Here is a 24,821-nt window from a genome sequence, read left to right on the forward strand (position 1 = left end):
CGATCGATTAAACGCCGCCGGGCAGGGCGGCAGGCAGGGTGAGAAGCATGGCTGGTAGTGTGAATAAGGTAATTCTGATTGGAAACGTCGGCGCGGACCCGGAAATCCGCCGCACTCAGGATGGCCGGCCGATCGCCAATATCCGTCTTGCAACCTCGGAGACCTGGCGCGACCGCAATTCCGGCGAGCGCCGCGAAAAGACCGAATGGCACGCGATCGTCGTCTTCAACGAAGGCCTCTGCAAGGTCGTCGAGCAATATGTGAAGAAGGGCGCCAAGCTCTATATCGAAGGCCAGCTGCAGACCCGCAAATGGCAGGACCAGCAGGGCCAGGACCGTTACAGCACGGAAGTGGTGCTGCAGGGTTTCGGTTCGACGCTGACGATGCTCGACGGCCGCGGCGAAGGCGGCGGTGCGAGCGGCGGCCGTGGCAGCGCCGGTGGCGGCAACGATTATGGCGACGACTACGGCGCCCCGGCTCCCTCCTCATCACCCAGCCGCGGCGGTGGCGGCGGCGGCAACTTCTCGCGGGATCTCGACGACGACATCCCGTTCTGATCGTTAGGCTTTCGCAGTTTTGTGAAAGACTGGAGAGCATGACGTCCATAACGGCGTCATGCTCTTCTTTGTTCTCGCGGCAGATCGTTCAGACCGCGGCCTCAATCGTCTACGGCCGTTTCAGTGCGGCGTCGCGCTGATCAGATTGAACGCCGACTTAGCCCCGTCGACGACGAACTGTGCGGCAAGGGCGGCCAGGATGACGCCGAGGAGCCGTGTCAGGATGGCCCGGCCGGTGACGCCGAGGAAACGGTCCAGCCTTTCGGCGATGAGCAGCATGACGAAGGTCAGCAGCAGATTGGCGGCAAGGACGCCGATCAGCTGGGCTTTCCCGATCGAGGTGGCGAGCGTGCCGGCTAGCAGGATCGTCGCCGAGATCGCACCCGGACCTGATATCAGCGGCAAGGCGAGGGGAAAGACGGCGATATTCTCGATATGATCCTTGGTGATCGCCGCCTCGGTCGCCTTCTCCTTGCGCTCCTGCCGCCTCTCGAACACCATCTCGAAGGCGATCCAGAACAGCAGCAGGCCGCCGGCGATGCGGAAGGCGCCGATCGAAATTCCGAGCACGCCTAGCACGCCGGCGCCAAACAGCGCGAAGACGGCAAGGATGATGAAGGCGATGACCGAGCCGCGCAGCGCCACCTGCTTGCGCTCGGTCCGGCTCATGCCTGTCGTCAGGCCCAGAAAGATCGGCGCAAGCCCCGGTGGATCGATGGTGACGAGCAGCGTCGTGAAGGCGTTGATCAATTGGTCGGCGCTTGCCATCGGCTCTCCGGAACCCCATATGGGTGCGTGGTTCAAATGATTGTGAAGCGGGGATTTCGATTTGGCAAATATCCCGCGGCGGCCCGCGGCGGATTTGTCCGGTCCGGCCGCGAAACTTGCATGTTTTACCCTCTTTAAGCCGCAAAAGCCTGTTCAAAACGCGCTGTGAAATTGGCGCGGCAACAGGCTTTCCGCTATAAATCTTCCAGTGATTCTAGAAGAGATCGTGATCTGTTTTGACTGAGCAAACACCCCCCGGCGGCGGGAAGCTCCCGCCAGGCATCGAGCCCATCTCCATCATGGAGGAAATGCAGCGGTCGTATCTCGATTACGCCATGAGCGTCATCGTCAGCCGCGCGTTGCCCGACGTGCGCGACGGCCTGAAGCCCGTGCACCGGCGCATCCTTTACGGCATGTCCGAGCTCGGCATCGACTGGAACAAGAAATACGTCAAATGCGCCCGCGTCACCGGTGACGTGATGGGTAAATTCCATCCGCACGGCAACTCCGCGATCTATGATGCGCTCGCCCGCATGGCGCAGCCCTGGTCGCTGCGGCTGCCGCTGATCGACGGTCAGGGCAATTTCGGCTCAGTCGATGGTGATCCGCCAGCGGCCGAACGTTACACAGAATGCCGCCTCGAAAAGGCTGCTCATTCGCTGCTCGACGATCTCGACAAGGAAACCGTCGATTTCCGCGACAACTACGACGGCACGCTGTCCGAACCGGTCGTGGTCCCTGCCAAGTTCCCGAACCTGCTCGTCAACGGCGCCGGCGGCATCGCCGTCGGCATGGCGACCAACATCCCGCCGCACAATCTCTCCGAGGTCATCGACGGCTGCGTCGCGCTGATCGACGATCCGGCCATCGAACTGCCGGAACTGATGCAGATCATTCCCGGCCCCGATTTCCCCACAGGTGCGAAGATCCTCGGCCGTGCCGGCATCCGCTCCGCCTATGAGACCGGCCGCGGATCCGTCATCATGCGCGGCGTCGCCGCTATCGAGCCGATGCGCGGTGACCGCGAGCAAATCATCATCACCGAGATTCCCTATCAGGTGAATAAGGCAACGATGATCGAGAAGATGGCCGAGCTGGTGCGCGACAAGCGCATCGAAGGCATCTCCGACCTGCGCGACGAATCCGACCGCCAGGGGTATCGCGTCGTCGTCGAGCTGAAGCGCGATGCCAATGCCGAGGTCATCCTCAACCAGCTTTATCGCTATACGCCGCTGCAGACCTCCTTCGGCTGCAACATGGTGGCGCTGAACGGCGGCAAGCCCGAACAGCTGACGCTGCTCGACATGCTGCGCGCTTTCGTCTCCTTCCGCGAAGAAGTCGTTAGCCGGAGAACAAAGTTCCTGCTGCGCAAGGCGCGTGACCGCGCTCATGTGTTGGTTGGTCTCGCCATTGCGGTCGCCAATATCGACGAGGTCATCCGCGTCATCCGCCAGGCGCCCGATCCGCAGTCGGCTCGTGAGGAGCTGATGACCCGCCGCTGGCCGGCGGAAGATGTCGAAAGCCTGATCCGTCTGATCGACGATCCGCGCCATCGCATTAACGAGGATCTCACCTACAACCTCTCGGAAGAGCAGGCCCGGGCCATCCTCGAACTGCGCCTTGCCCGCCTGACGGCCCTTGGCCGCGACGAAATCGGCGACGAACTCAACAAGATCGGCGAGGAAATCAAGGATTACCTCGATATCCTCTCCTCGCGCGTCCGTATCCAGACTATCGTCAAGGACGAACTTATCGCTGTCCGCGACGAGTTCGGCACACCGCGCCGCACCGAGATCGTCGATGGCGGTCTCGAAATGGACGACGAGGATCTGATCGCCCGCGAAGACATGGTCGTCACCGTCTCGCATCTCGGTTACATCAAGCGCGTGCCGCTGACCACCTACCGCGCCCAGCGCCGCGGCGGCAAGGGCCGCTCCGGCATGACGACCCGCGACGAAGATTTTGTTAGCCGGCTATTCGTCGTCAACACCCATACGCCGGTGCTGTTCTTCTCCTCGCGTGGCATCGTCTACAAGGAGAAGGTCTGGCGCCTGCCGATCGGCACGCCGACCTCACGCGGCAAGGCGCTGATCAACATGCTGCCGCTCGCACCCGGCGAACGCATTACCACCATCCTGCCTTTGCCCGAGGACGAGGCGAGCTGGGACAATCTCGACGTCATGTTCTCGACGACGCGCGGCACGGTCCGCCGCAACAAGCTGTCGGACTTCGTCCAGGTCAACCGCAACGGCAAGATCGCTATGAAGCTCGAGGAGGAGGGCGACGAAATCCTCTCCGTCGAGACCTGCACCGAACATGACGACGTGCTGCTGACGACCGCACTCGGTCAGTGCATCCGCTTCTCCGTGGACGATGTCCGGGTCTTTGCCGGCCGCAACTCGATCGGCGTGCGAGGCATCAATCTCGGCGATCGCGACCGCATCATCTCCATGACGATCGTTGGTCATGTCGATGCCGAGCCGTGGGAGCGCGCTGCCTATCTCAAGCGTTCCGCCACTGAACGCCGGGCGACGGGCGTGGATGAAGAGGATATTGCGCTGGTCGGTGAAGAAGTCACCGAGGAGGGACAGCTCTCCGACGAGCGCTATGAAGAGCTGAGAGCACGCGAACAATTCGTGCTCACCGTCTCCGAAAAGGGCTTCGGCAAGCGTTCGTCCTCCTACGACTTCCGTATCTCCGGCCGCGGCGGCAAGGGCATCCGCGCCACCGATACGTCCAAGACCGCCGAGATCGGCGAGCTGGTCGCGGCCTTCCCGGTCGATGACGGCGACCAGATCATGCTGGTCTCCGATGGCGGCCAGCTGATCCGTGTGCCGGTCGGCGGCATCCGCATCGCCAGCCGCGCCACCAAGGGCGTCACCATCTTCTCGACGGCCAAGGACGAGAAGGTCGTCTCGGTCGAGCGCATCAGCGAGCCGGAGGAGGAGGAGACGGAGGAGGCTGTCGAGGTCGCCGGAAGCGCCCCTACTACCGACGAAGGTGCTGCCGAAAGTGGCGGCGGCGAGGCGCCGATTGCCGATGGCGATCCGGCCGGGCCTGCCGAGGAATGATCAAGTGAACGGGGCGGCTTCGAGCCGCCCTTTTCTTTTCACGCGGGCCATTTTCTTTTCAAGTCGGATAGTGGTTTAGGACTACGCCCAATGAAAAAGCCGGACGCTGGTGCATCCGGCTTTGACTGGCCCTGGCGACGGAAGGGTGTCGCTCAAGGTGGGAAGAGAGGAATGTCAGAACGCTCTATGTTTTTCGTTCAGCGCCTTCACCTCTTCGCCTTCGCGCCGGAGCGCTGAAATCGTCGAGGCCACAGACACGATGAACATGACGCTGATAAGGGCTGTGAGCATTGTCAAGATCGTGAACATAGGCATTCCTTTCCTGGGGAGTTGCGTTCTCGCCCCTCAGTATTGGCCCAGCACGGCCGTCCGGGCCGAAGCATAGGGACCATAAACCTTGGACGTATCAACCTTCTGATCATAGAGAGCGACAGTTGCGGTCAGCATGCCCGTGACCATTACCATCCACAGCACGTTAATCATCGTAATCTTGCCGGGCATTTTTATTCCTTCCGCGCCGCATCTATGTATCGGTTGAATGAACGCATCCGTCTGAAAATGGTTCCGCCGGATGTTGATCGGGTGTTTACCAATGGCGATCTGAAGCGACCTTGAATGTCGCGTTCATCTGGCGTTCAGATTCGAAGCTTCGCGCAGCCGACCCTGGGCGCGCACGATCGCCGCATGCTCGGCGAGCTCCGGCCGTACCCAGCTCACCTCGTATTGATCGGCGAAATAGCCATAGACCATCTCGGCGGCGAGAGAGAAAACGACGGCAAGTGCAACGAGCACGATCAGCATGGACTTGGTCTTTCGGGGAGCGCCGGATGCCGGAATGGCAGCGGCTGCCTTGATGATCCAAGTTAAGCAGATCCCGTCTGAAACCGCCTTGAACGGCACATTCATCCGCCGTTCAGTCGTCCGGAACGACTGGCCAAATCACTTGCGGCAAGCCGGCATCCGTGACAAAAGGCGTCAAACCAACGGCCGGACCAGATGACGACAGCTTTTTATCCGGGGTCCTTCGACCCGATCACCAATGGGCATGTGGATGTTCTGGTCCAGGCGCTGAACGTCGCCGAGAAGGTCATCGTCGCGATCGGCATCCATCCCGGCAAGGCGCCGCTCTTCTCCTTCGAAGAGAGAGCAGAGCTGATCCGCCGTTCGCTGGCCGAGGCGCTGCCCGGCAAGACCGGCGACATCGCCGTCGTCGCCTTCGACAATCTGGTCGTCGATGCCGCCCGCACCCATGGCGCGACGCTGTTGATCCGCGGTCTTCGCGACGGCACCGATCTTGATTATGAAATGCAGATGGCCGGCATGAACCGGACGATGGCGCCCGATATCCAGACCATCTTTTTGCCGGCGGGCACGGCCTCGCGGCCCATTACCGCCACATTGGTCCGCCAGATCGCCGCCATGGGCGGCGATGTCAGCGCTTTCGTGCCGGCCGCCGTCTTGCAGGCCCTCACATCCAAGCGCTCAAACTAGTAAGAACAAAGCAAAGACTAGGCGGAACCCGCCGCAATGGAGCTCACATGAAACTCTTTTATCTCGCATTTGCCGGCGTGTTGTATCTCGCCTCCTTCGCGGGGGATGCTTTTGCCCAGTCGGCCGATCACTATCTCACCATCCAGCTGAAGAACGGCCCTGTCGTCATCCAGCTCATGCCTGAGGTGGCGCCGAAGCATGTCGCCCAGATCGAGGCGCTGGCCAAGAAGGGCGAATATGACAACGTCGCCTTCCACCGCGTCATCGACGGCTTCATGGCTCAGACAGGCGACGTCAAATACGGCAATATGGAAAAGGGCTTCGATGCCAGCCTCGCCGGCACCGGCTCCTCGGATATGCCCGATATCCCGGCCGAATTCTCCAAGACCCCGTTCGTGCGCGGCACGGTCGGCATGGCCCGCTCGCAGGATCCGAATTCCGCCAATTCGCAGTTCTTCATCATGTTCGCCGACGGTTCCTTCCTGAACGGCCAGTACACCGTCGTCGGCAAGGTCGTCTCCGGCATGGAAAACGTCGACAAGATCAAGAAGGGCGAAGGCCAGAACGGCGAAGTCAAAAGCCCAGACCGGATGATCAAGGTCACCCTGGGCAAGAAGTAAGTTACGAGAGAAACAAGAGGAGAAGGCAAATGGCCGAGATCAAGGATCCCGAAAACACCGTCATTCTGGAAACCACCAAGGGCAAGGTTGTCATTCAGCTTTTGCCACAGGTCGCCCCGGAACATGTCGCCCGCATCAAGGAACTCGCCCGCGAGAAGGCCTATGACGGCGTCGTCTTCCACCGCGTCATCCAGGATTTCATGGCCCAGACGGGAGATGTCGAATTCGGCAAAAAGGGCTCGGAAACCTTCAATCCCGGCCGCGCCGGCATGGGCGGCTCTTCGAAGCCGGACCTGAAGGCTGAATTCTCGGCGACCACGCATACGCGCGGCACCTGCTCGATGGCCCGTTCGCAGAACCCGAACTCGGCCAATTCGCAGTTCTTCATCTGCTTCACCGACGCGCCCTGGCTGAACAAGCAGTATTCGGTCTGGGGTCAGGTCATCGAAGGCATGGACAATGTCGACAAGATCAAGCGCGGCGAGCCGGTTTCTGATCCGGACTCGATCGTCTCCATGCGGGTTGCCGCCGACGTCTGATTGTGATTTCTGCTGAAACCCGCCCTTGCGCATTGCTGCGCGGGGGCGGGTTTCGCTTTGCCTGAAAGTGCCCTGATGCGCGTAGACCTTTTCGATTTCGACCTGCCCGATGAACGCATCGCGTTGAGGCCCGCTGAACCGCGCGACGGCGCGCGCCTGCTCGTCGTCGATCCGAATGCGGAAAGCCGCCTGTCTGATCATCGCGTCGGCGATCTCATGTCGTTCCTGCGGGCCGGCGACGCGTTGGTTTTTAACGATACCAAGGTCATTCCCGCCCAACTCGAGGGCATCCGCCATCGCGACGGCGCCGGCGGCCAGCAGGTTTCCGCAACGCTGCACATGCGCGTGGGCGCCAGCCGCTGGAAGGCGTTCGCCAAGCCGGGCAAGCGTATCAAACAGGGCGATCGCATCTCCTTCGGCCATTCCGGCGAAAGCTGTTTCCTCGGTTCGCTCGATGCCACCGTCGAGGAAAAGGGCGAGGCCGGCGAGGTGACGCTGCTGTTCGATCTCTCAGGACCTGCGCTCGACGAGGCGATCGCCGCCGTCGGCCATATTCCGCTGCCGCCCTATATCGCCGCCAAGCGCCCCGAGGACGAGCGCGACCGCGAGGACTACCAGACGATCTATGCCCGTGAGGAAGGCGCCGTCGCCGCGCCGACAGCCGGCCTGCATTTCACGCCCAGGCTGTTCGATGCGCTCGATAGCGCCGGCATCGAACGCCATTTCGTCACGTTGCACGTCGGCGCCGGCACCTTCCTGCCCGTCAAGGCCGACGATACCGCCGATCACAAGATGCATCTCGAAAGCGGTTATGTCAGCGCCGAGATTGCGGCCCAGTTGAATGCCGTGCGGGAAAGAGGCGGGCGCATCGTCTGTGTCGGCACGACCTCATTGCGGCTCATCGAGAGTGCCGCCGAGGAAAGCGGAGAGATTATGCCCTGGGCCGGCGCTACCGGCATCTTCATCACGCCTGGTTACCGCTTCAAGGCGGTCGATATGCTGATGACCAATTTCCACCTGCCGCGTTCGACGCTCTTCATGCTGGTCTCGGCCTTTTCGGGCCTCGATACGATGCGTGCCGCCTATGACCACGCCATTCAGGCGGGCTACCGCTTCTATTCCTATGGCGATGCCAGCCTTCTCTTCCGGAAAGCCTAGATGACCAACACCTTCCAATTCACGCTTGACAAGACCGATGCCGGCGCACGCCTCGGCCAGATCTCCATGCCGCGCGGCGAGATCCGCACGCCGGCCTTCATGCCGGTCGGCACCGTCGGCACGGTTAAGGCCATGTATCTCGACCAGGTGCGCGAGACCGGCGCCGATATCATCCTCGGCAATACCTATCACCTGATGCTGCGCCCGACGGCCGAGCGCGTCGCCCGTCTCGGCGGTCTGCATAAGCTCATTCGCTGGGAGCATCCGATCCTGACGGACTCGGGCGGTTTCCAGGTGATGTCGCTATCCGGCCTGCGCAAGCTCGACGAGCAGGGCATCACCTTTAAGTCGCATGTCGATGGCAGCCTGCACCATATGTCGCCGGAGCGCTCCATCGAAATCCAGGGGCTGCTCGGCTCCGACATCCAGATGCAGCTCGATGAATGCGTGGCGCTGCCGGCCGAGCCGAAGGAGATCGAGCGCGCCATGGAAATGTCGTTGCGCTGGGCCGAGCGCTGCAGGGTCGCCTTCGGCGAGCAGCCCGGCAAAGCGATGTTCGGCATCGTCCAGGGCGGCGATATCCCGGCGCTGCGCATCCGCTCGGCCGAGGCGTTGAGCCAGCTTGACCTCAAGGGTTATGCGATCGGCGGCCTGGCGGTCGGCGAACCGCAGGACGTCATGCTGGAGATGCTGGAAACGACACTGCCGGTACTTCCTCTGGAAAAGCCACGTTACCTCATGGGTGTCGGCACGCCGGACGATATCCTGAAATCGGTCGCCCGCGGCATCGACATGTTCGACTGCGTCATGCCGACCCGTTCAGGCCGTCACGGTCTGGCTTTTACCCGCCGCGGCAAGGTCAATATCCGCAATGCCCGCCATGCCGAAGATATGCGCCCGCTCGACGAACAGTCGAACTGCCCGGCCTCGCGCGATTATTCGCGTGCCTATCTGCACCATCTCGTCCGCTCCAACGAGGCGCTCGGCGGCATGCTGCTCTCCTGGCACAATCTCGCTTATTACCAGGAACTGATGCAGGGCATCCGCAAGGCGATCGCCGAAGGCCGCTTCGCCGATTTCATGGCGGAAACACAGGAGGAATGGGCGAGGGGTGATCTCGAACCGGTGTAAGGCTACTCCGCTCCCGCGTTGCTTGCCGAGGGGACCGCAGACGCCGGGTTTGGTGCAACCATCGTCTTGAGCTTTTTGCGCGCTGGCTCGTCGAAGCGAATGGCAACGATCCCAGCCGCAATGAAAATCGCTATCACGACGACCATACCTGATGCCGGAGAGGCCGGAAGGTCAAAGCCCTTTTGCCGCAGTGACTGCAGCAGGCTATAACAACCCTCCGTTGGTAGTTTGTTACTCCAGGAGGATTTCTAAATCGTTAGCGCAACGAAGCCGTGTAAATCAATTGGGTCCCGTCGAAGAGAGGAGACAGCGCGTTAGATGCCCTTGCTGTCCGCGTCCGACATGATCTGCACGCCATTGATCCTGTAGCTGCCGTCCGGCTGGCGGGTGATCTGGTAGATCGCCGTCCAGTCCTTGCCGTCGCGGCCCGAAATCAGCACCTCGTGATAGATCAGCGCGCCGTTGTCGATCGAGCGGCAGCGCCCGAAGGCATAATTGCCTGGGTGATAGACCGGCTCGTAGCTCTTCTTCACCATGGCGAAAAACAGGTTCTTATCGGGATACATCGCCCTGATGCCGGGCGCGGCGAAGGAATAGGCGGTCTCGGCATCGTCCTTGAGGAAGGCCTTGATCTGTTCCTCGATCATCGTCCGCGTCGTGTCGATCGGATCTTCGGCGCGGGCCGATACGGAGGAGAGGGCGGATGCGGCACACAGGATGAGAACTGCGAAGAAGGCGCGCATGGATTGATCTCCGGCTCTGTCAGGGAAACGATCCCCCGACAGGCAGAAGTGTAGGCGATTTCTGGCGCAAGAAAAGCGGACTTTACGACCAGCGCCGGAAGAGGGCGCTGGCATTCACCCCGCCGAAGCCGAAACCGTTGGTGATCGCATAGTCCATTGCCAGCGGCCGCGCCGTCTTGCCGACGATATCGATGCCGTCGGCGGCTGGATCGGCCTGATCCAGGTTGCGGGTCGGCGGCGCGATCTGGTCGCGCAGCGCAAGGATGGTGAAGATCGCCTCCAGCCCGCCGGCGGCACCGAGCAGATGCCCCGTCGCCGATTTGGTCGCACTGACGGCAATGCCGCCATTGCGGCCGAAGATTGTGCCGATCGCCGCGATCTCGCCTCTGTCACCGACCGGCGTCGAGGTCGCATGCGCGTTGAGATGCTTGACCTCGGAGGCGGGGATCTTTGCCTGCCGCAGTGCCGCGTCAATCGCCCGGCGGGCGCCGTCGCCATCTTCAGGTCCTGAGGTCATGTGGTAGGCGTCTGCCGCCGTGCCGTAGCCGACGAGCTCGGCGAGTGGTGTGGCGCCGCGGGCAAGCGCGTGCTCGAGCGTCTCAATGACCAGGATGCCGGCGCCTTCGCCCATGACGAAACCGTCGCGGGCCGTGTCGAAGGGCCGTGACGCCAGCTCCGGCGTCTCGTTGAAGCCGGTGGAAAGGGCACGTGCAGCGGCAAAGCCGCCGAGGCTCACCTTGTCGATGCAGGCCTCGGCACCGCCGCAGATCGCCACATCCGCTTCGCCGGAGCGGATCAGCCGCGCCGCGTCGCCGATTGCCTGGACGCTGGCCGCACACGCCGTCACCGGGGCCCCGAGCGGCCCCTTGAAGCCGTAGCGGATGCTGACCTGGCCGGCGGCGAGGTTGACGAGGAAGGCGGGCACGGTGAAGGGCGACAGCCGCCGCACGCCGCGCATTTCGCCGATCCGCACCGCTTCGGCGATCGCCGGAAAGCCGCCAACCCCCGACGCGATTATCGTTGCCGTGCGCTGGCGCTCGGCTTCGTCGGTCGGCATCCAGCCGGCCTGTTTTACTGCTTCCTCCGTCGCCGCCATGGCGAAGTGGATGAAACGGTCCATCTTCTTCTGGTCTTTCGGCGGGATGTAACGATCGGGATCGAAGCCGGCCTCAGCATCTTCTGCGATACCGGGAACGATGCCGCCGACCTTGGCCGAGAGCTCGCCGACGATATCCTCCGCCAGCACCCTCAGCCCCGAACCGCCGTCGAGAAGGCGCTTCCAGGCGGGATCGACGCCGGTGCCGAGTGGCGAGACAAGTCCCATTCCGGTGACAACGATACGATCCATTTCCTTTTCCTTTCTATGCGTCGATGCCGAGATACCAGGCGCGCATGCGGGCGATCCGCTCGTGCACCTCATCGTCGGCGGCAGGGCCTGCAAGCAGGCTGGTGTTTTCGGGTGTCACCTGTTCGCCGGTCCGCGCATCGACCAGCACCGCCTGACGCTCTTTACCGGAGGCGGCATCGCCCAAGAGAAAGGCAAGGTCTTCCTCACGAATGTGCCGGTTTCCCCAGGAAAACAGGGTCATCAGAACAGGAAAGAAATCACGGCCCTTGTCCGTCAGCCGATATTCGTAGCGGGCAGGGCGCTGATGGTAGAGCCGCCGTTCGAACAGCCCCTTTTCCGTCAGGTGTTTCAGCCGCCGTGTCAGGATATTCGGCGCCACGCCGAGGCTTTTCTGGAATTCGTCGAAGCGCGAAAGCCCCTGGAAGGCGTCGCGCAGGATCAGCATGCTCCACCAGTCGCCGACGCTGTCGAGCGCGCGCGCCGCCGGGCATTTGAAGTCACTGAAGCTCGTCCGTTGCATGGCTAATGTCACTATAGCAGTGACTATCATCATGCAAGTTACTATGTGGCGTTGCCCTCGAAAATGCGGGCGAGCAGCATGCCGGTGACGAGCATGCCGATTGCCATGAAGATCGTATCGCCCGGCGTGCCGATATAGAGCGGCCCGACATTGGCAAACAGCAGGAAGGCGATGACGAAATTCGCCCAGCCCCAAACGACATTGGCTGTCGGCGAGCCAAGCTTTGCCCCTTGCGCGAATGGGATGCGGAAGCGCCGGCCGCTCACTCCGTTGACGAAATGCGGGATGCCGTTGGTCAGAAATGCTGCGGCGATAAGGTGGGCGATATAGGCGATCCAGGGCAAAGGCTTCTCCGTTGCGGCACGAGTGGAGTCAACGGAGAATGTGGCCGGGATTTTCATGCCGGCAAGAGGAGGCTAAAGCATGTCGCGCAAAAGCGTGCAGCGGTTTTGCGGCAACGATATGCGTAAAAACAAAGAGTTAAAGCGAAAGGAGCGAATCTGAAAGATCGTGACGCGCTTTAGAAACGCACGTGTTGCGGCAGCCCGCTGCTGAATAGCGACGGGCCTGGCCGGGTCAGATCAGCACGAAATCCTTGAAGTGAAGCGCCGGAGAATTGTCGAGATCGGCGATATGGATTGCCGCACCCGCGGCACTTCCATCCGCATCAAAGGATAGAATGCCGCTGGCCTGGTCGTAGATCAGTCTATCGTCAGCTTCGAGCGCTTTCGTACCGACAACGAAATTCTCATCCGAAAATCCGGATAGGCTGAGTGCCGCGAAAATCGAATGGTCGAGCAGCAGCTTGTCGCCGGCCGCCGAGGAGAAATCTCGGATCTTGTCGATGCTCACATTGTCGGGCTTAACGTCGAAAACGAAGGAATCGGCGCCTCCGCCGCCGGTCAGAATGTCGGCGCCGGCTTTGCCGATCAGCTTGTCGTTGCCGAGCCCGCCGCTCAACTGGTCGGCGCCCTTGCCGCCATTGAGACTGTTGCTGCCGTCGTTGCCGGTCAGCACGTTGGACGTGTTGTTGCCCGTCGCGCTGAGATTGGCCGTTCCGGTCAAGGCAAGGTTCTCGATCGTTCCGGCCGTGCGCTTCAGATCGGCCAGGCTGAAGGAAGTCGAAGCCTTGACGGTGTCCTTGCCGGATCCGGCTGTTTCATCGGCAAAATCGCCGGCATTGTCGACCACATAGGTATCGTTGCCGGCGCGCCCCGCCATGTGGTCGGCGCCGGTGCTTCCATCGAGGATATTGTTGCCGGAATTGCCGACGAGAACATTCACCAGGCCATTTCCGGTGCCGTTCAGATTGGCGGTGCCGGTCAACGTCAGATTCTCGACGTTTCCGATCGTATGCGCCGTATCCTTGAGGCTGAAGCTGATCGACGACATGACGGTATCCGTTCCGCCGCCCCGGCTTTCGTCGACGATTTGATTCGCATTGGTCACGGTGAAGGTGTCGTTGCCGGTGCCGCCGTAAAGATGGTTGGTGGCCGGCGGCGGTGTGCTGGCGCCGGTGCCTGCTACCTCGACGATAACGGGATGGTCGACGACATCGAGCGTCAGCGATGAGACGTTGCTGAGGCTTTTGATCGCCGTCGTTCCGGTCAGCGGGTCGAAGACCTTCACGGAGCCGAACGAGGCGCCGAGATTGACTTTGACGGCCGTGTCCGCAGCCTGAATGGCGGTATCAGTGGACTGGTTCCAGATATCGGGCTCATTCCAGATGGTGATCTGGTAGCTTCCGTCCGATTTTTCCGTCAGCAGGCTGCGGGCCGAGGACGGCAGACCGTCGATCGAATAATTGAGGGTCCCCGGGCTGAAGCTCGCCTTCGCGGCGCCGTCGTCCGCAAGGATTTCGGTCAGATTGTGGATCGCCGTCGCAGCCGGCTTGGCGGAATAGTCGAGATGAAAAAGGCCGAAATGCTTTTCCTGATTGGCGCCCTGCGGATCGGAATAGGCGTCCAGCAGCTCGTAGATGAATGTCTGTTTCGATCCGAGTGCGGCGCCGTCCATCAGCGTATTGAGCAGGAGTTTTGCCTGCGTCGCTTCACTGACGCCTTCCCAGCCGCCATTGGTATCGGCGGTGAGCGAGGTGTGGTAACCGGTCTCGGTGATCGCCAGTGGCTTGCCCGGATCGGCAGCGCGCTGAACGCCGGATTCTCGGGAAAGCCATGAATATGGCTGGTCGCCATCCTTCGCATAGGTGTGGATCGTCGTGTAGTCAGAGGCCGACGCGACCGTATACCCGGTAAAGCCGAGAACGGGGATATTCTTCAGCAAGGGATCGGCGTTGACCGCGGCAGACAGGTCCTTCTGATAGGCGACCGCTGCGGCCTGGCCGCTCAGGCTGTGATAGCTGACCGGCCAGTTGTTGACTTCGTTCGGTCCTTCGATGCCGACGACCGATCCAGGATGAGCCTGCACGAAATCATGCAGCCGCTGGGCCACGGTGGCGGGGTCGACTTCCCGCTGGGCGCTGAAGACGAATTGTACGCCGGCTTCGGCGGCATCGCCGAGATGCGTTTGGCCGTTACGATCGGAGGCCGAGTTGGGGGCGTGATCGCGAACTGTATCAAGGCCAAGATAGTCGAGAGCCTTAACCACTTCTACGACGTTGGAATATTTTCCGTCGGTGTAGTCGATATGCGTGTCAATTCCAAAGGAACGAATAATATCGTTTATTCTAACGGCTTGAACCATAAGTTTTTCTCCCGGTTTACGAGGGAAGTGGCAATGGGAATGAATCCCTATTTATTGGCGCCAATTCGATTTAATACACGAGGAGGATCGTGCGACGATGACTCGTTATCCATGATATATTGTTGCGAATGTGGCTCAATTCGGATTGTATTTATTATGTAATCTGCGCTTGCATTTTATCGTTCGGCCGGCTGATCATGCCCGAGTGGGACGGCCCATAGGCAGAGTCTGGCGAAATCCGACATGGTTTTGGAGGATCCGATGACCGTCAATGTTCAATTCCGGTTTCGCAGCGGCCTGCCCTCGATGGCGTTCGACAATGTCCGCCTTCGCGGCAGTTGGGACGAGCAAGGCCGCCCCTCGAACGAGTGGACGTCTGTTCCTATGCAGCGCTCTCGTGACGAGGATGGCTATGATGTCTTTGTCATCAGGGTTCCCTTTCCCGATGACGCGATCGGCACGCATTTTCGCTGGGGGATCGAACTCGATCGACCCGGCGTTTCAAGCCTTTGGGCGATCGCCGCCGAATTGGACGACGAGGCCTCGGCGCTTCGCGAACGCTCCTTCGATCTCCGGCAGGACTTGGCGCCGCAGACCTATTATCTGACATGGATTGGCCGTCTGGGGGCGAACCGGGCTGAAAGGCGCGACGGTGCAGACGGCATTCGTTTTTCGGTCTGGGCGCCGAACGCCAGGGCCGTTTCGCTCGTGCTTGCCGATCCCGCCGTCGGTTACATCGCCGATGACGGCACCGGAGCGGTCGCAACCATCAGGATGCGAAGGACCGTTGACGGATTCTGGAGCGTTGAAACCGGCGAGGACCACGGCCTTTCCGATTTCGACCGCATGGTCGGCACGCCCTATATGTACCGCGTCACCAGGGATGATGGATCGCTCGCCTACCGCACCGATATCTGGTCCCTCATGCAGATCGGCGCGGGAGACTTCGATCCCGATGGAGCGATCTATCACGGATCGCCGGCGGCATTGGACGGACCGCAAAGCTGTTCGGTGGTCTGCGACCCGAAGCGGGTGGTGCTGCCGTCGGGGGAGGAGCTTGCCGCCGAGGCGTTCTGGGCCGACGAATTCGCCGGCGATCGAAAACTTCCGGATCGGCTCGAGGATCTGGTGATCTATGAACTGCATGTCGGTGCCCTCGGTTTCGGTAAGGCCGCGCCCGGCACGCTTGATGATGCCATTGCCTTCGTCGAGCATCTTACCGAGCTCGGCGTCAACGCTGTGGAACTGCTGCCGATTGCGGAATTCGAGACGCGGGCCAACTGGGGTTACGGCACGTCGCATTTCTTTGCCGCCGATCAGGGGGCTGGCGGTACCGACCGGCTGAAGATGTTCGTCAAGGTCTGCCACCAGCGCGGCATCGCCGTCATCCTCGATGTCTGTTACAACCACTTCGATCCGGATGGCGAGCGGGCGCAATGGGCCTATGATTCCAACGATCACACCCGCAATATCTATTATTGGTACGAGGGACGCCCCCGCGATTACGCCGACCCGACAGGCGGCTATATCGACAACATCTCCACGGGATGGGCGCCCCGCTTCGACGAGGAAGCCGTGCGCCAGCTTTTCATTTCGAGCGCGGCATTTCTCGTCTCCGTCTGCCATATCGATGGTTTCCGGCTCGATCAGACAAGTTCGATCCATCAATATCCGGTGCTGCATGCCGATGGCCGACGCGCCGATCGCGCCGCTGCCTTCGGGGCCAAGTTTCTGAAGCAGTGGACCCGCACGATGCGGCTGATCAAGCCGCAGCTTTTCCTGACGGCCGAGGATTATTCGGACTGGTCGGCGATGACCGAGCCAAGCCTGACCGGCGACGGGCTCGGCTTCGATGCGACCTGGTACGGCGATTTTCATCACAACCTGGTCGAATATCTCGGCGGCGCGCAGGCTCAGCTGTTGAAGAATGCCGGTTTCGGGGACAAGCGGGCGCTGACCATGTCGTCTCTTGCCGGCGCATTGCAGACGAGCGCGCGATCCAAGGTGGTCTACAACCAGTCGCATGATGATTGCGGCAATCGTGAAGGATCGGCACGAACCGCTGTTATCGCCGTCAATTTCGCGCCTGTTGTCGGCGAAACCAGGGCGTGGGCAGAGGCGAGATCCCGATTCGCGGCTGCGATGACGCTGCTATCCGCCGGGACGCCGATGTTCTTTATGGGCGAGGAAATCGGCGCCCAGAAGCCCTATCGCTACAATGATTTCCTCGAGAACCGGGAGAATATTCTCGGCGAAGCTGATGGCAACGGGGCAGGGATGCTCAGCTGTTATCGCGATCTGATCGCGCTCAGCATCCGCCAGGATGCCATTCGCTCCCGCAACATCTCCATTCCCCTGGTTCATGATGAAAATCGAGTGATCGCATTTCATCGATGGAATGACGGCGAGGATTTCCTTGTCGTGGGGTCGCTGAACGACGCTCCCTTCGAACACGGCTATCGGTTGCACAGCGAACGGCTGGGGGACGACCTCTGGGAGGAGATCTTCAATAGCGATGCTCGCACATATGGCGGTTGGAACGTCGGCAATGGCGGCGGGAGAATCAGAGCCACGGCCGGAGTGCTGAATGCCGTGCTGCCGGCATCGGGTGTTCTGGTCTTTCGTAGGCTATGACGCTTCCGACGTCCGGTGTGGTCAGGCAAAGCCGAGCGGCAGGTTTTCCACTTTCCTGTCATTGCCGTAGTCGCGCTCATGCGGCGAGCGACTGCGGCCGTCGCGGCGAGCGGAAAGATCGATCCGGTTTTCGGCAAAGATCCCATCGGGATAGGTGCCGGTGTCATGGCAATCGGCGTCGATCTTGGGTGCAAGGATTTTCAGGATCATCGGGGTTCCTCCACGGCGCAGCATCAACAGTTGGAAAGGTTGTCTGGTTCCATTCATAATCCCGCAATTATTAATAAATTAACCATAAATGCCGGTCTTCGGCAAAGGAGATCGCCATCGGCCTAGCCGGACAGCCGCGATCGTTCTCAGGAACGTTCAATGGACGTTTGACGACGAGGACATCGACGCCAGCATTCCCTCGGTCGTGCGGACCAGCCGCACTGTGTGCGCCAGCACTTCGGCGCCGGCCTTTGTCTCGCATGCTCTCCAATCCGTCCGCCATCTCAATCAGCGCTGGCAGCATGTCGGCCCGTCCGATCACTTCGGCCGATCTGGCGAGTTTGCGCAACGCCTCCGAATAGCTCGATATCATTGTGCGTTTCCGATCTGCCGGAATATCGCAGAACGAGCGTTTTTCAGCAGGCGACAGTAGTGACATCGACATGGACGCGACCTGTTGAACCTCGAACGAGCTCGCATCCGCATTATTTGTTCCCGAGCCGGTCAATCGTCGCGAGGGCCGGCCGCTTGCATTGAAATGGAACTCCGGACCTGGATGGCCGTTGAGGTGCATGAACACAGGAGGTTTCCATGCAGCTGATCGATACTCGGGTGACACAAGCCGGCGACATCTTCACCGTGGAATTCTTGGGCGAGGGAGGAGAATCGATTTCCGTCAAATTCGACAACTCCCATGGCGAGCTCGACGATACGACGGCGGTCGAGCACGCCAAGGTCATGATGGTTCAGCTGACCGCCTTTGCCGGCGGCGGAGCCGACGGCAGCATCAACCGTTACGATGCCTTGAGCAACGGCAATTTCGACGAAGGCAGCAAGGGCTTGATCGGCCAGCCGAGCGCGCGTTCGGCCGGCGACAGGCAAACGCTGGAAGAGGAACTCGACGAAGGCCTCGAGGACAGCTTTCCTGCAAGCGACCCTGTATCGGCAACGGTATCGTCCATTCCCGCAAACGCGCCACGGCACTGATTGCAACGCAATGTTGCAGGCGCCCGCATGTTCTTAATTCCAAACACCGGCCAAGGCTGCTCCGGTTTCCACGCGCTGCCTTGGTCTGCATGACAGATTGATGTCAAAACTGAGAAACAGCTGAAAACCTCAGCTGTGTGATTGACATGGGAGCCTTCTAGAGAGGGCAGGAGAAGGGAGCGCGGGTGACGCGCTGCCGAGGTCTCGGAGACGCGCCCATGAAAATCATTCAGATCACCGACACCCATTTCAGTCCCGGCAAGCCGCATTTCAACGGCAACTGGGCACCGCTTCTGAGCTGGATCGAAGCGACCGGCGCCGACCTGATCGTCCATACCGGCGATCTCACCGTCGACGGCGCCGATAAGGACGACGACATCACCTTTTCGATGGATCTGATGCGCCAGGTGTCGATCCCGATGCTGATCGTCCCCGGCAATCACGATGTCGGCCACCTCAAGGGATCGGATCAGCCCGTCAATGCCGAGCGGCTGTCCCGCTGGCGCAGCCTTGCCGGCGACGACCGCTGGCTGGAGGATGCGGGTGGCTGGCGCTTCATCGGGTTGAACTCGCTGCTTCTTGGTCACGAAGATGAGGAGGAGGACGCCCAGTTCGAATGGCTAGCTCAGGCGCTTTCCGCCAGGGCAGGGCGACGCGTTGCGCTTTTTGCGCACAAGCCGCTATTCGTCGACGCGCCAGATGAAGGCGATCCCGGATATTGGAGTGTTCGCCCGTCTCAGCGCCGGCGGCTCTATGATCTGATCGCTGCCCATGACGTGGCGCTGTTTGCAAGCGGCCATCTCCACTGGGCCTGGCAGGGTCGCTTCGACAATACCCAGCTGACATGGGGTCCGTCGGTCGCCTTCATCATCGACAAGATGGAGCGCGAAATGCCGGGCGAGCGCCTGATCGGTGCCGTTGTCCACGAGTTCGATACTGCTGTCGAAAGCACGATCGTCGCCGTTCCCGGCATGACTGCGCATGTGCTCGACGATGTCGTGCACGAGGTCTATCCCCAAGCGGTCAAACCGCGGGAGCCCGTCGAATGAGCGCGCTCTCGCTTCGCGGCATCACCAAGGCTTTCGGCGGCAACCAGATCCTTGATGGCGTGAGCCTTGATGTCGGCGCCGGCGAATTCATCGCGCTGGTCGGCCCCTCCGGCTGCGGCAAGAGCACGCTGCTGCGCGTGCTTGCCGGCCTCGACCATGCCGACCAGGGCGAAATCCTGATCGGCGGGCTCGACATGTCCGGCGTTGCGGCCGCCGACCGCAACATCGCCATGGTCTTTCAGTCCTACGCGCTTTATCCGCATCTGACGGCCTCTGAGAATATCGCCGTGCCCTTGGCGATGCGCCGGCTGTCGAGGATGCAGCGGCTGCCCTTCATCGGGTCGTTGATGCCGGGCCAGCGCGCCACCCGCAGGGCGATCGCCCGCGATGTCAGGGATATGGCGACATCGCTGAAGATCGATCACCTGCTCGACCGCAAGCCCGGCCAGATGTCGGGCGGCCAGCGTCAGCGCGTGGCGCTGGCCCGCGCCATGGTGCGCCAGCCGAGCATCTTCCTGATGGACGAACCGCTCTCCAATCTCGATGCCAATCTGCGCGTTCACGCCCGCGGCGAGATCGTCGACCTGCATCGCCGCGCCGGCGTGCCGACGCTCTATGTCACCCACGACCAGGCGGAAGCGCTTTCCATGGCCGATCGTGTTGCCGTGATGATGGGCGGAAAGTTGCTGCAGATCGCCAGCCCCGAGGTCATCTACGATGATCCCGCCCATATCGAGGTCGCCCGCTTCATCGGCCAGCCGCGCATCAATCTGCTGCCGGCCTTTGCGGAAGGCGGGGTCATTCTCTGCGGCGGCCTGCGCCTGACGCTTGAGAATGCGCCCGGCGGCAAGATGCCGGTCACGCTCGCCATTCGCCCGGAATTCGTCTTTCTTTCCAAGAGCCGGCATGACGGCCTTGCTGCCGGGATCGAACGCGTCGAATTCCTGGGCTCAGAAGTCATCCTCCACTGCCGGCTCGAGGCGATCGGCGAGACGATCGTTGCCAAGGTTCAACCGGCCGAAGCTTCCGGCCTTGAGGCCGGCGATTCGGTCGGGCTACGGCTTTCGCCCGGCCGCACACTGATCTTTGCCGAAGACGGCAGCCGGCTGGCCGGCAGCGTTGCAACAGGCGATGCCGGGCTGATTGCGGGCGACTCTCAACGGGAGAGGGCGCATGGCTAGAGCGGGATTGTTTTATGTCCGTTCATATCCGGCTTCCTTGAAGTAGTTTTGGCACTCTTTCGGCGAGACGGTTTGAAGGGTGGCTGCCAGCGCGTCGTCGATGGCCTGTCGGGTTCGAGCCTGCGCCTTGCGCAGCTCGTGCTTGATCTTGGCGAAGAGTTTTTCGATCGGATTGAGATCGGGGGAATACTGCGGCAGGAAGAACAATCTGGCGCCGGCCTTGCGGATGGCGGCACGGATAGCGCCGGCCTTGTGCGAGCCGAGATTATCCATGACGACGATGTCGCCGGGTTTGAGCTCCGGTACCAGCACCCTCTCGACATAGATGCGAAAGCGTTCGCCATTGATCGGGCCGTCGATGATCCACGGTGCGCTGACGCGGTCGGCCCTGAGGGCTGCGACAAAAGTCATGGTATTCCAGTGGCCGAAGGGCGCATGGCCCAACAGCCGTTCGCCGCGCGGCGCCCAGCCCCTGAGCGGCGTCATATTCGTCTTCGTCCAGGTTTCGTCGATAAAGACAAGGCGAGATGGATCGATGCGATGGCGATGCTTCAGCCAGCGCGCCCGCCGGGCGGCAACATCGGGCCGCTCGCGCTCGCTGGCGACCAACGTCTTTTTTTATAACTCAGCCCTTCCTCATGCACGAAGGTCCGGACGGCGCTGTAATCCACTTTCAGGCCGCGCTCTCCGAGTTCCGCCACCAACCCGCGCAAGGTGAACGCCTGCATGTGGCAGCGATCGATCAACCAGACCCGATGTTTACCTGAGATCGCCCGTGGCTTGTGCCCGCCCATCTGGCCGGGAGCCGCGCTGCCCGTCTCACGCAAGCGCCGGACCCAGTCGATCGCGGTGCTGATGCCAATGCCGAAGCGCTTTGCCGCCGCTCGACACGACAGGCCCTCGCGCGTTACTGCGCCAACAACGCGTTCCCGAAGATCATCCGAAAAAGGTTTCGCCATCCAGACCGGCCTCCTGCACCGGCCAGAATGGTGAATCTGATTTGCACCAGAAAGGGAATCCCTGTTCCGATTCCGACTAAAACAATCCCGCTCTAGCATTGTCTCCATGGCCGTGCCGTACGATGCCGCCGTTGCGCATCGGCGCAGCGAGGCCCGTATCGCCTGGATGCTGGTCATGCCGGCGATGATCCTGCTGTTTCTCTTCGTGCTTTTGCCGGTGGTATCAGTCATCGTGCTCGGCTTTACCGATTTCGAACTCGGTTACGGCAAGTTTCGTTTCGTCGGCTTCGAGAATTACGCGCACCTGATCACCGACCGCACGTTTCGCAAGTCGCTGTGGAATACGACGGTCTATACCGCGATCGTCGCACCAATTTCGATCCTTCTCGGCCTTGGCATCGCCATGCTGATCGAGAGCGAGACTAAGGCGCGCAGCTTCTTCCGCACCGCCTATTTCCTCCCGGTCGCCTCGCTGATCGTCGCCATGGCGACCGTCTGGCAATATATGTTCCACCCCACAATCGGCCCGCTCAACGCACTGCTCGCCCTCGTCGGGCTTCCCGGTCCGAACTGGCTGGGCAGCTCCGGCACCGTGCTTTACAGCGTCTCGATCATCGGCGTCTGGCAATCGGCCGGCTTCAACATGGTGCTGTTCCTGGCCGGGCTGACGGCGATCCCGCGCGAGCTTTACGCGGCCGCCGAGGTGGACGGCGCCAGATCCTCCCTCGACCGCTTCCTGCTCGTCACCTGGCCGATGCTCGGACCGACGACGCTCTTCGTCATCACCATCAGCATCACCAATTCAGTCAAGGTCTTCGAGACTGTGAAGACGCTGACCGAGGGCGGCCCGAACAAGGCGTCGGAGGTGCTGCTCTTCACGATCTACCAGGAAGGCTTCGTCTATCTGCGCGTCGGTTATGCCTCGGCGATGACGGTGGTCTTTTTGCTGATCCTGGTGGTTCTGATGTTCCTGCAGTACCGCATTCTCGATCGCCGGGTGCATTACACATGATGACGAGCGCTTTTTCCCTCGGCAGGATCATCCGCCTGACCCTGCTTTCGCTCGGCGCGATCATCTTCCTGTCGCCCTACGTTTTCATGATCTCGACGGCTGGCAAGGCCCAAAGCGACATTTTCACCTCGTCGCTGTCGCTGATCCCGGCGCATCTCACCTATGCCGAGAATTTCGCCAAGGCCTTGAGCCGGGTGCCGATGGCGCGGCTCTTGTGGAACGGCGTCGTCGTCTGCGGGCTGATCTTCTTCTTCCAGGTGCTGGTAGCAATCCCTTGCGCCTACGCCATGGCAAAGATGCGCTTCGGCGCCGCCCGCGCCATGATGGTGCTGGTCATGCTCGGCCTTCTGGTGCCGATCCATGCGACCGCGCTGCCGCTCTATGTTGCCTTCGACCGCGCCGCGCTGCTCAACAGCTATGCCGCCCTTGTCGCGCCCTTCACCATTTCGGTCTTCGCGATCTTCATGTTCCTGCAGTTCTTCCGCGCCATGCCGGATGATCTGATCCATGCCGCGCGTCTCGACGGCATGTCGGAACTCGGCATCGTCGCCCGCGTCATCGTGCCGAATGCCTGGCCGGCGGTTACCGCCTTCGCCATCTTCTCGGTCGTCGCGCACTGGAACGATCTCTACTGGCCGCTGATCGTCATCAGCAAGCAGGACTATGCCACACCACCGCTGGGCCTGATGTATTTCCGCGCCGCCGAGGCCGGCGACGACTACGGCGCGCTGATGGCGGCGACCCTCATCATTACCCTTCCCCTCGTCATCGCCTTCCTGCTTGCGCAGAAGCGCTTCGTCGAGGGCATCACCATGACCGGTCTCAAAGGCTGACCGGTTTCAACCCAGGAGAACGAGCGATGAAACATATCACCCAGCTTCTCGCCGCAGCGGCCGTCTCGATGGCAATCGCGCTTCCCGCGCACGCCGAGACGACGTTGACGGTTCACTACCCGATGCCGGGCTTCTTCAAGGACGTGATGGACACGATCTCGAAGAAGTTCATGGAAGAAAATCCCGACATCAAGATCCAGTTCGCCAGCCCGTCGGCCACCTATGAAGAAGGCATCCAGACGATCCTTCGCCAGGTCGGCACCAGCGAAATGCCTGATATCACCTTCATCGGCCTCAACCGCCTGCGCATGCTCGATGAGCGCGACGTCGCCGTCGATCTCGGCCCGCTCGTCCAGAAGGATGGCAACATGGCCGAGCAGGGCTTTTCCGACACGATCCTCAAGCTCGCCGAGGTCAAGGGCAAGCAGGTGGGCCTCGCTTTCGCCACCTCCAACCCGATCATGTATTACAACGCCGATCTCGTGAAGGCGGCCGGCGGCGACCCTGAAAATCCGCCGAAGACCTGGGACGAGGTCATCGCGCTCGGCGGCAAGATCAAGGCGCTCGGCAACGGTGTCGACGGCATCGATTTCCGCTGGCAGGGCGACGACTGGATGTTTTCGGCACTGCTCTTCGGCGCCGGCGGCAAGATGCTGAGCGACGACGAAAGCAAGGTCGCCTTCAACGGTCCGGAAGGCCAGAAGGCCGTCGAGGTCCTGCATCGCTTGGTGACAGAAGGCGGCATGCCTGTGTTCACCAAGGCCGCCGGCGAGCAGGCTTTCGCAGCCGGCAAGGTCGGCTTCGAGTTCCAGACGACAGGCGCGCTGCGCAATACGATCAAGAATGTCGGCAACAAGTTCGATCTGCGCACCGCCAAGATCCCGCTGATCGATCCGGCGAACGGACATCTGCCGACCGGCGGCAATGCCGTCGTCATCCTGACGCATGACGCCGCCAAGCAGGATGCCGCCTGGAAGTTCGCCAAATTCGCCGCCGGTCCCTATGGCGCTTCCGTCGTCGTGCCCGGCACCGGCTATGTCCCGAACAACGAGCTTGCCGCAAAGTCGGCCGATTATCTCGGCGACTTCTACAAGCAGAACCCGCTATTCCAGGCAGGCCTCAGCCAGATGCCGGTGATGATCCCGTGGTATGCCTTCCCCGGCTCGAACGGCGTCAAGGTCACGCAGACGATCGTCGACAATCTCTCGCGCATCGTCGACCAGTCGGCCGAACCGAAGGAAGCGCTCGACGACGCAGCCGCTGACGTCGAGGACATGCTGCCGCGCAGCTAAGCGCCTCATCGGGCA

The 24,821-nt window shown here is 61.4% G+C and carries 24 protein-coding genes and 2 pseudogenes; 14 read left to right on the plus strand and 12 right to left on the minus strand.

Annotation, left to right across the window (positions count from 1 at the left end; translation table 11 throughout):
* The first annotated feature begins 47 nt into the window (after positions 1 to 47).
* Positions 48 to 557, plus strand: coding sequence for a single-stranded DNA-binding protein (locus tag N2A41_RS09890; protein WP_222383952.1), 510 nt, complete (start codon positions 48 to 50; stop codon positions 555 to 557).
* Positions 558 to 677: 120 nt separating this feature from the next.
* Here the strand turns inward: N2A41_RS09890 and N2A41_RS09895 are convergent, their stop codons facing one another.
* Positions 678 to 1,325: a MarC family protein gene (locus N2A41_RS09895; RefSeq protein WP_017964283.1), complete on the minus strand. Its 648-nt coding sequence runs from the start codon at positions 1,323 to 1,325 to the stop codon at positions 678 to 680.
* 236 nt (positions 1,326 to 1,561) lie between these two features.
* Between N2A41_RS09895 and gyrA the strand changes: the two genes are divergently transcribed.
* Positions 1,562 to 4,396: a DNA gyrase subunit A gene (gene gyrA, locus N2A41_RS09900; RefSeq protein ID WP_017964284.1), complete on the plus strand. Its 2,835-nt coding sequence runs from the start codon at positions 1,562 to 1,564 to the stop codon at positions 4,394 to 4,396.
* Between the two features lie 345 nt (positions 4,397 to 4,741).
* Here gyrA and N2A41_RS09905 read toward each other — a convergent pair whose 3' ends face one another.
* Positions 4,742 to 4,897 (minus strand): hypothetical protein, encoded by a 156-nt coding sequence (locus tag N2A41_RS09905; RefSeq protein ID WP_003539654.1) that lies wholly within the window; start codon positions 4,895 to 4,897, stop codon positions 4,742 to 4,744.
* A gap of 123 nt (positions 4,898 to 5,020) precedes the next feature.
* Positions 5,021 to 5,302: a hypothetical protein gene (locus N2A41_RS09910; RefSeq protein ID WP_222383953.1), complete on the minus strand. Its 282-nt coding sequence runs from the start codon at positions 5,300 to 5,302 to the stop codon at positions 5,021 to 5,023.
* A gap of 90 nt (positions 5,303 to 5,392) precedes the next feature.
* Between N2A41_RS09910 and coaD the strand changes: the two genes are divergently transcribed.
* The 5 genes from coaD to tgt all read left to right on the plus strand — a co-directional run bounded on the left by coaD (position 5,393) and on the right by tgt (position 9,335).
* Positions 5,393 to 5,887: a pantetheine-phosphate adenylyltransferase gene (gene coaD, locus N2A41_RS09915; protein WP_017964286.1), complete on the plus strand. Its 495-nt coding sequence runs from the start codon at positions 5,393 to 5,395 to the stop codon at positions 5,885 to 5,887.
* A 47-nt stretch (positions 5,888 to 5,934) separates the two neighbouring features.
* Positions 5,935 to 6,507, plus strand: a complete 573-nt coding sequence (locus tag N2A41_RS09920) for a peptidylprolyl isomerase (RefSeq protein WP_017964287.1) — start codon at positions 5,935 to 5,937, stop codon at positions 6,505 to 6,507.
* Between the two features lie 29 nt (positions 6,508 to 6,536).
* Entirely contained in the window at positions 6,537 to 7,046 is a 510-nt protein-coding gene (locus tag N2A41_RS09925) for a peptidylprolyl isomerase (protein ID WP_003559389.1), read from the plus strand.
* Positions 7,047 to 7,121: 75 nt separating this feature from the next.
* Positions 7,122 to 8,204: a tRNA preQ1(34) S-adenosylmethionine ribosyltransferase-isomerase QueA gene (gene queA, locus N2A41_RS09930; RefSeq protein WP_017964288.1), complete on the plus strand. Its 1,083-nt coding sequence runs from the start codon at positions 7,122 to 7,124 to the stop codon at positions 8,202 to 8,204.
* The gene (tgt, locus tag N2A41_RS09935) at positions 8,205 to 9,335 is read left to right on the plus strand and encodes a tRNA guanosine(34) transglycosylase Tgt (protein WP_222383954.1); all 1,131 of its coding nucleotides are present in this window, start codon (positions 8,205 to 8,207) and stop codon (positions 9,333 to 9,335) included.
* 2 nt (positions 9,336 to 9,337) lie between these two features.
* Here the strand turns inward: tgt and N2A41_RS09940 are convergent.
* The 6 genes and pseudogenes from N2A41_RS09940 to N2A41_RS09965 all read right to left on the minus strand — a co-directional run.
* A pseudogene (locus tag N2A41_RS09940) lies at positions 9,338 to 9,544 on the minus strand (acyltransferase family protein); the annotation flags it as partial.
* 105 nt (positions 9,545 to 9,649) lie between these two features.
* The gene (locus tag N2A41_RS09945; RefSeq protein WP_222383956.1) at positions 9,650 to 10,078 is read right to left on the minus strand and encodes a DUF4864 domain-containing protein; all 429 of its coding nucleotides are present in this window, start codon (positions 10,076 to 10,078) and stop codon (positions 9,650 to 9,652) included.
* Positions 10,079 to 10,160: 82 nt separating this feature from the next.
* Positions 10,161 to 11,426 carry a beta-ketoacyl-ACP synthase II gene (fabF, locus tag N2A41_RS09950; RefSeq protein WP_222383957.1) on the minus strand — a complete coding sequence of 422 codons (1,266 nt, stop codon included), beginning with the start codon at positions 11,424 to 11,426 and terminating at the stop codon, positions 10,161 to 10,163.
* A 13-nt stretch (positions 11,427 to 11,439) separates the two neighbouring features.
* The gene (locus tag N2A41_RS09955) at positions 11,440 to 11,946 is read right to left on the minus strand and encodes a winged helix-turn-helix transcriptional regulator (RefSeq protein WP_222383958.1); all 507 of its coding nucleotides are present in this window, start codon (positions 11,944 to 11,946) and stop codon (positions 11,440 to 11,442) included.
* 41 nt (positions 11,947 to 11,987) lie between these two features.
* The gene (locus tag N2A41_RS09960; protein ID WP_222335196.1) at positions 11,988 to 12,290 is read right to left on the minus strand and encodes a hypothetical protein; all 303 of its coding nucleotides are present in this window, start codon (positions 12,288 to 12,290) and stop codon (positions 11,988 to 11,990) included.
* A 232-nt stretch (positions 12,291 to 12,522) separates the two neighbouring features.
* A complete protein-coding gene (locus tag N2A41_RS09965; RefSeq protein ID WP_260110829.1) occupies positions 12,523 to 14,649 on the minus strand; it encodes a calcium-binding protein in 2,127 nt (708 codons plus the stop codon).
* Positions 14,650 to 14,910: 261 nt separating this feature from the next.
* Between N2A41_RS09965 and N2A41_RS09970 the strand changes: the two genes are divergently transcribed.
* Positions 14,911 to 17,283: an alpha-amylase family glycosyl hydrolase gene (locus N2A41_RS09970; RefSeq protein ID WP_222383959.1), complete on the plus strand. Its 2,373-nt coding sequence runs from the start codon at positions 14,911 to 14,913 to the stop codon at positions 17,281 to 17,283.
* Between the two features lie 21 nt (positions 17,284 to 17,304).
* Here N2A41_RS09970 and N2A41_RS09975 read toward each other — a convergent pair whose 3' ends face one another.
* Together N2A41_RS09975 and N2A41_RS09980 are read right to left on the minus strand one after the other, a co-directional pair.
* On the minus strand, positions 17,305 to 17,493 hold the full coding sequence (locus N2A41_RS09975; RefSeq protein WP_026154148.1) for a hypothetical protein: 189 nt from the start codon (positions 17,491 to 17,493) through the stop codon (positions 17,305 to 17,307).
* Positions 17,494 to 17,649: 156 nt separating this feature from the next.
* Positions 17,650 to 17,938, minus strand: a pseudogene (locus tag N2A41_RS09980) (hypothetical protein).
* A gap of 146 nt (positions 17,939 to 18,084) precedes the next feature.
* Here N2A41_RS09980 and N2A41_RS09985 point away from each other — a divergent pair.
* The 3 genes from N2A41_RS09985 to N2A41_RS09995 all read left to right on the plus strand — a co-directional run bounded on the left by N2A41_RS09985 (position 18,085) and on the right by N2A41_RS09995 (position 20,710).
* Entirely contained in the window at positions 18,085 to 18,480 is a 396-nt protein-coding gene (locus N2A41_RS09985; protein WP_260110830.1) for a hypothetical protein, read from the plus strand.
* Between the two features lie 218 nt (positions 18,481 to 18,698).
* On the plus strand, positions 18,699 to 19,529 hold the full coding sequence (locus tag N2A41_RS09990) for a metallophosphoesterase family protein (RefSeq protein WP_260110831.1): 831 nt from the start codon (positions 18,699 to 18,701) through the stop codon (positions 19,527 to 19,529).
* Complete coding sequence (locus N2A41_RS09995; protein WP_260110832.1) at positions 19,526 to 20,710, plus strand: ABC transporter ATP-binding protein; 1,185 nt, start codon at positions 19,526 to 19,528, stop codon at positions 20,708 to 20,710. Before N2A41_RS09990 ends, N2A41_RS09995 begins: the two co-directional genes overlap by 4 nt.
* A gap of 12 nt (positions 20,711 to 20,722) precedes the next feature.
* Here N2A41_RS09995 and N2A41_RS10000 read toward each other — a convergent pair.
* Positions 20,723 to 21,669 (minus strand): IS630 family transposase gene (locus N2A41_RS10000; protein WP_222282285.1). Its coding sequence is split into 2 segments (ribosomal slippage): positions 20,723 to 21,328 and positions 21,331 to 21,669, totalling 945 coding nucleotides; the frame shifts between segments, so codons are not numbered across the junction.
* Between the two features lie 106 nt (positions 21,670 to 21,775).
* On the opposite strand from N2A41_RS10000, the gene N2A41_RS10005 reads away from it, so the two are divergent.
* Genes N2A41_RS10005 through N2A41_RS10015 form a run of 3 tightly spaced genes read left to right on the plus strand, consistent with a single transcriptional unit; the run spans position 21,776 to position 24,806 of the window.
* Positions 21,776 to 22,681, plus strand: a complete 906-nt coding sequence (locus N2A41_RS10005) for a carbohydrate ABC transporter permease (RefSeq protein WP_260110833.1) — start codon at positions 21,776 to 21,778, stop codon at positions 22,679 to 22,681.
* Positions 22,678 to 23,514 carry a carbohydrate ABC transporter permease gene (locus N2A41_RS10010; protein ID WP_260110834.1) on the plus strand — a complete coding sequence of 279 codons (837 nt, stop codon included), beginning with the start codon at positions 22,678 to 22,680 and terminating at the stop codon, positions 23,512 to 23,514. The genes N2A41_RS10005 and N2A41_RS10010 overlap by 4 nt, the downstream gene beginning before the upstream one ends.
* Before the next feature lie 26 nt (positions 23,515 to 23,540).
* Positions 23,541 to 24,806 carry an ABC transporter substrate-binding protein gene (locus N2A41_RS10015; protein WP_260110835.1) on the plus strand — a complete coding sequence of 422 codons (1,266 nt, stop codon included), beginning with the start codon at positions 23,541 to 23,543 and terminating at the stop codon, positions 24,804 to 24,806.
* Positions 24,807 to 24,821 lie beyond the last annotated feature (15 nt).

Origin of the sequence: Rhizobium sp. SRDI969 (genome assembly GCF_025152725.1) — a bacterium.
GTDB classification, from domain to species: domain Bacteria; phylum Pseudomonadota; class Alphaproteobacteria; order Rhizobiales; family Rhizobiaceae; genus Rhizobium; species Rhizobium leguminosarum_I.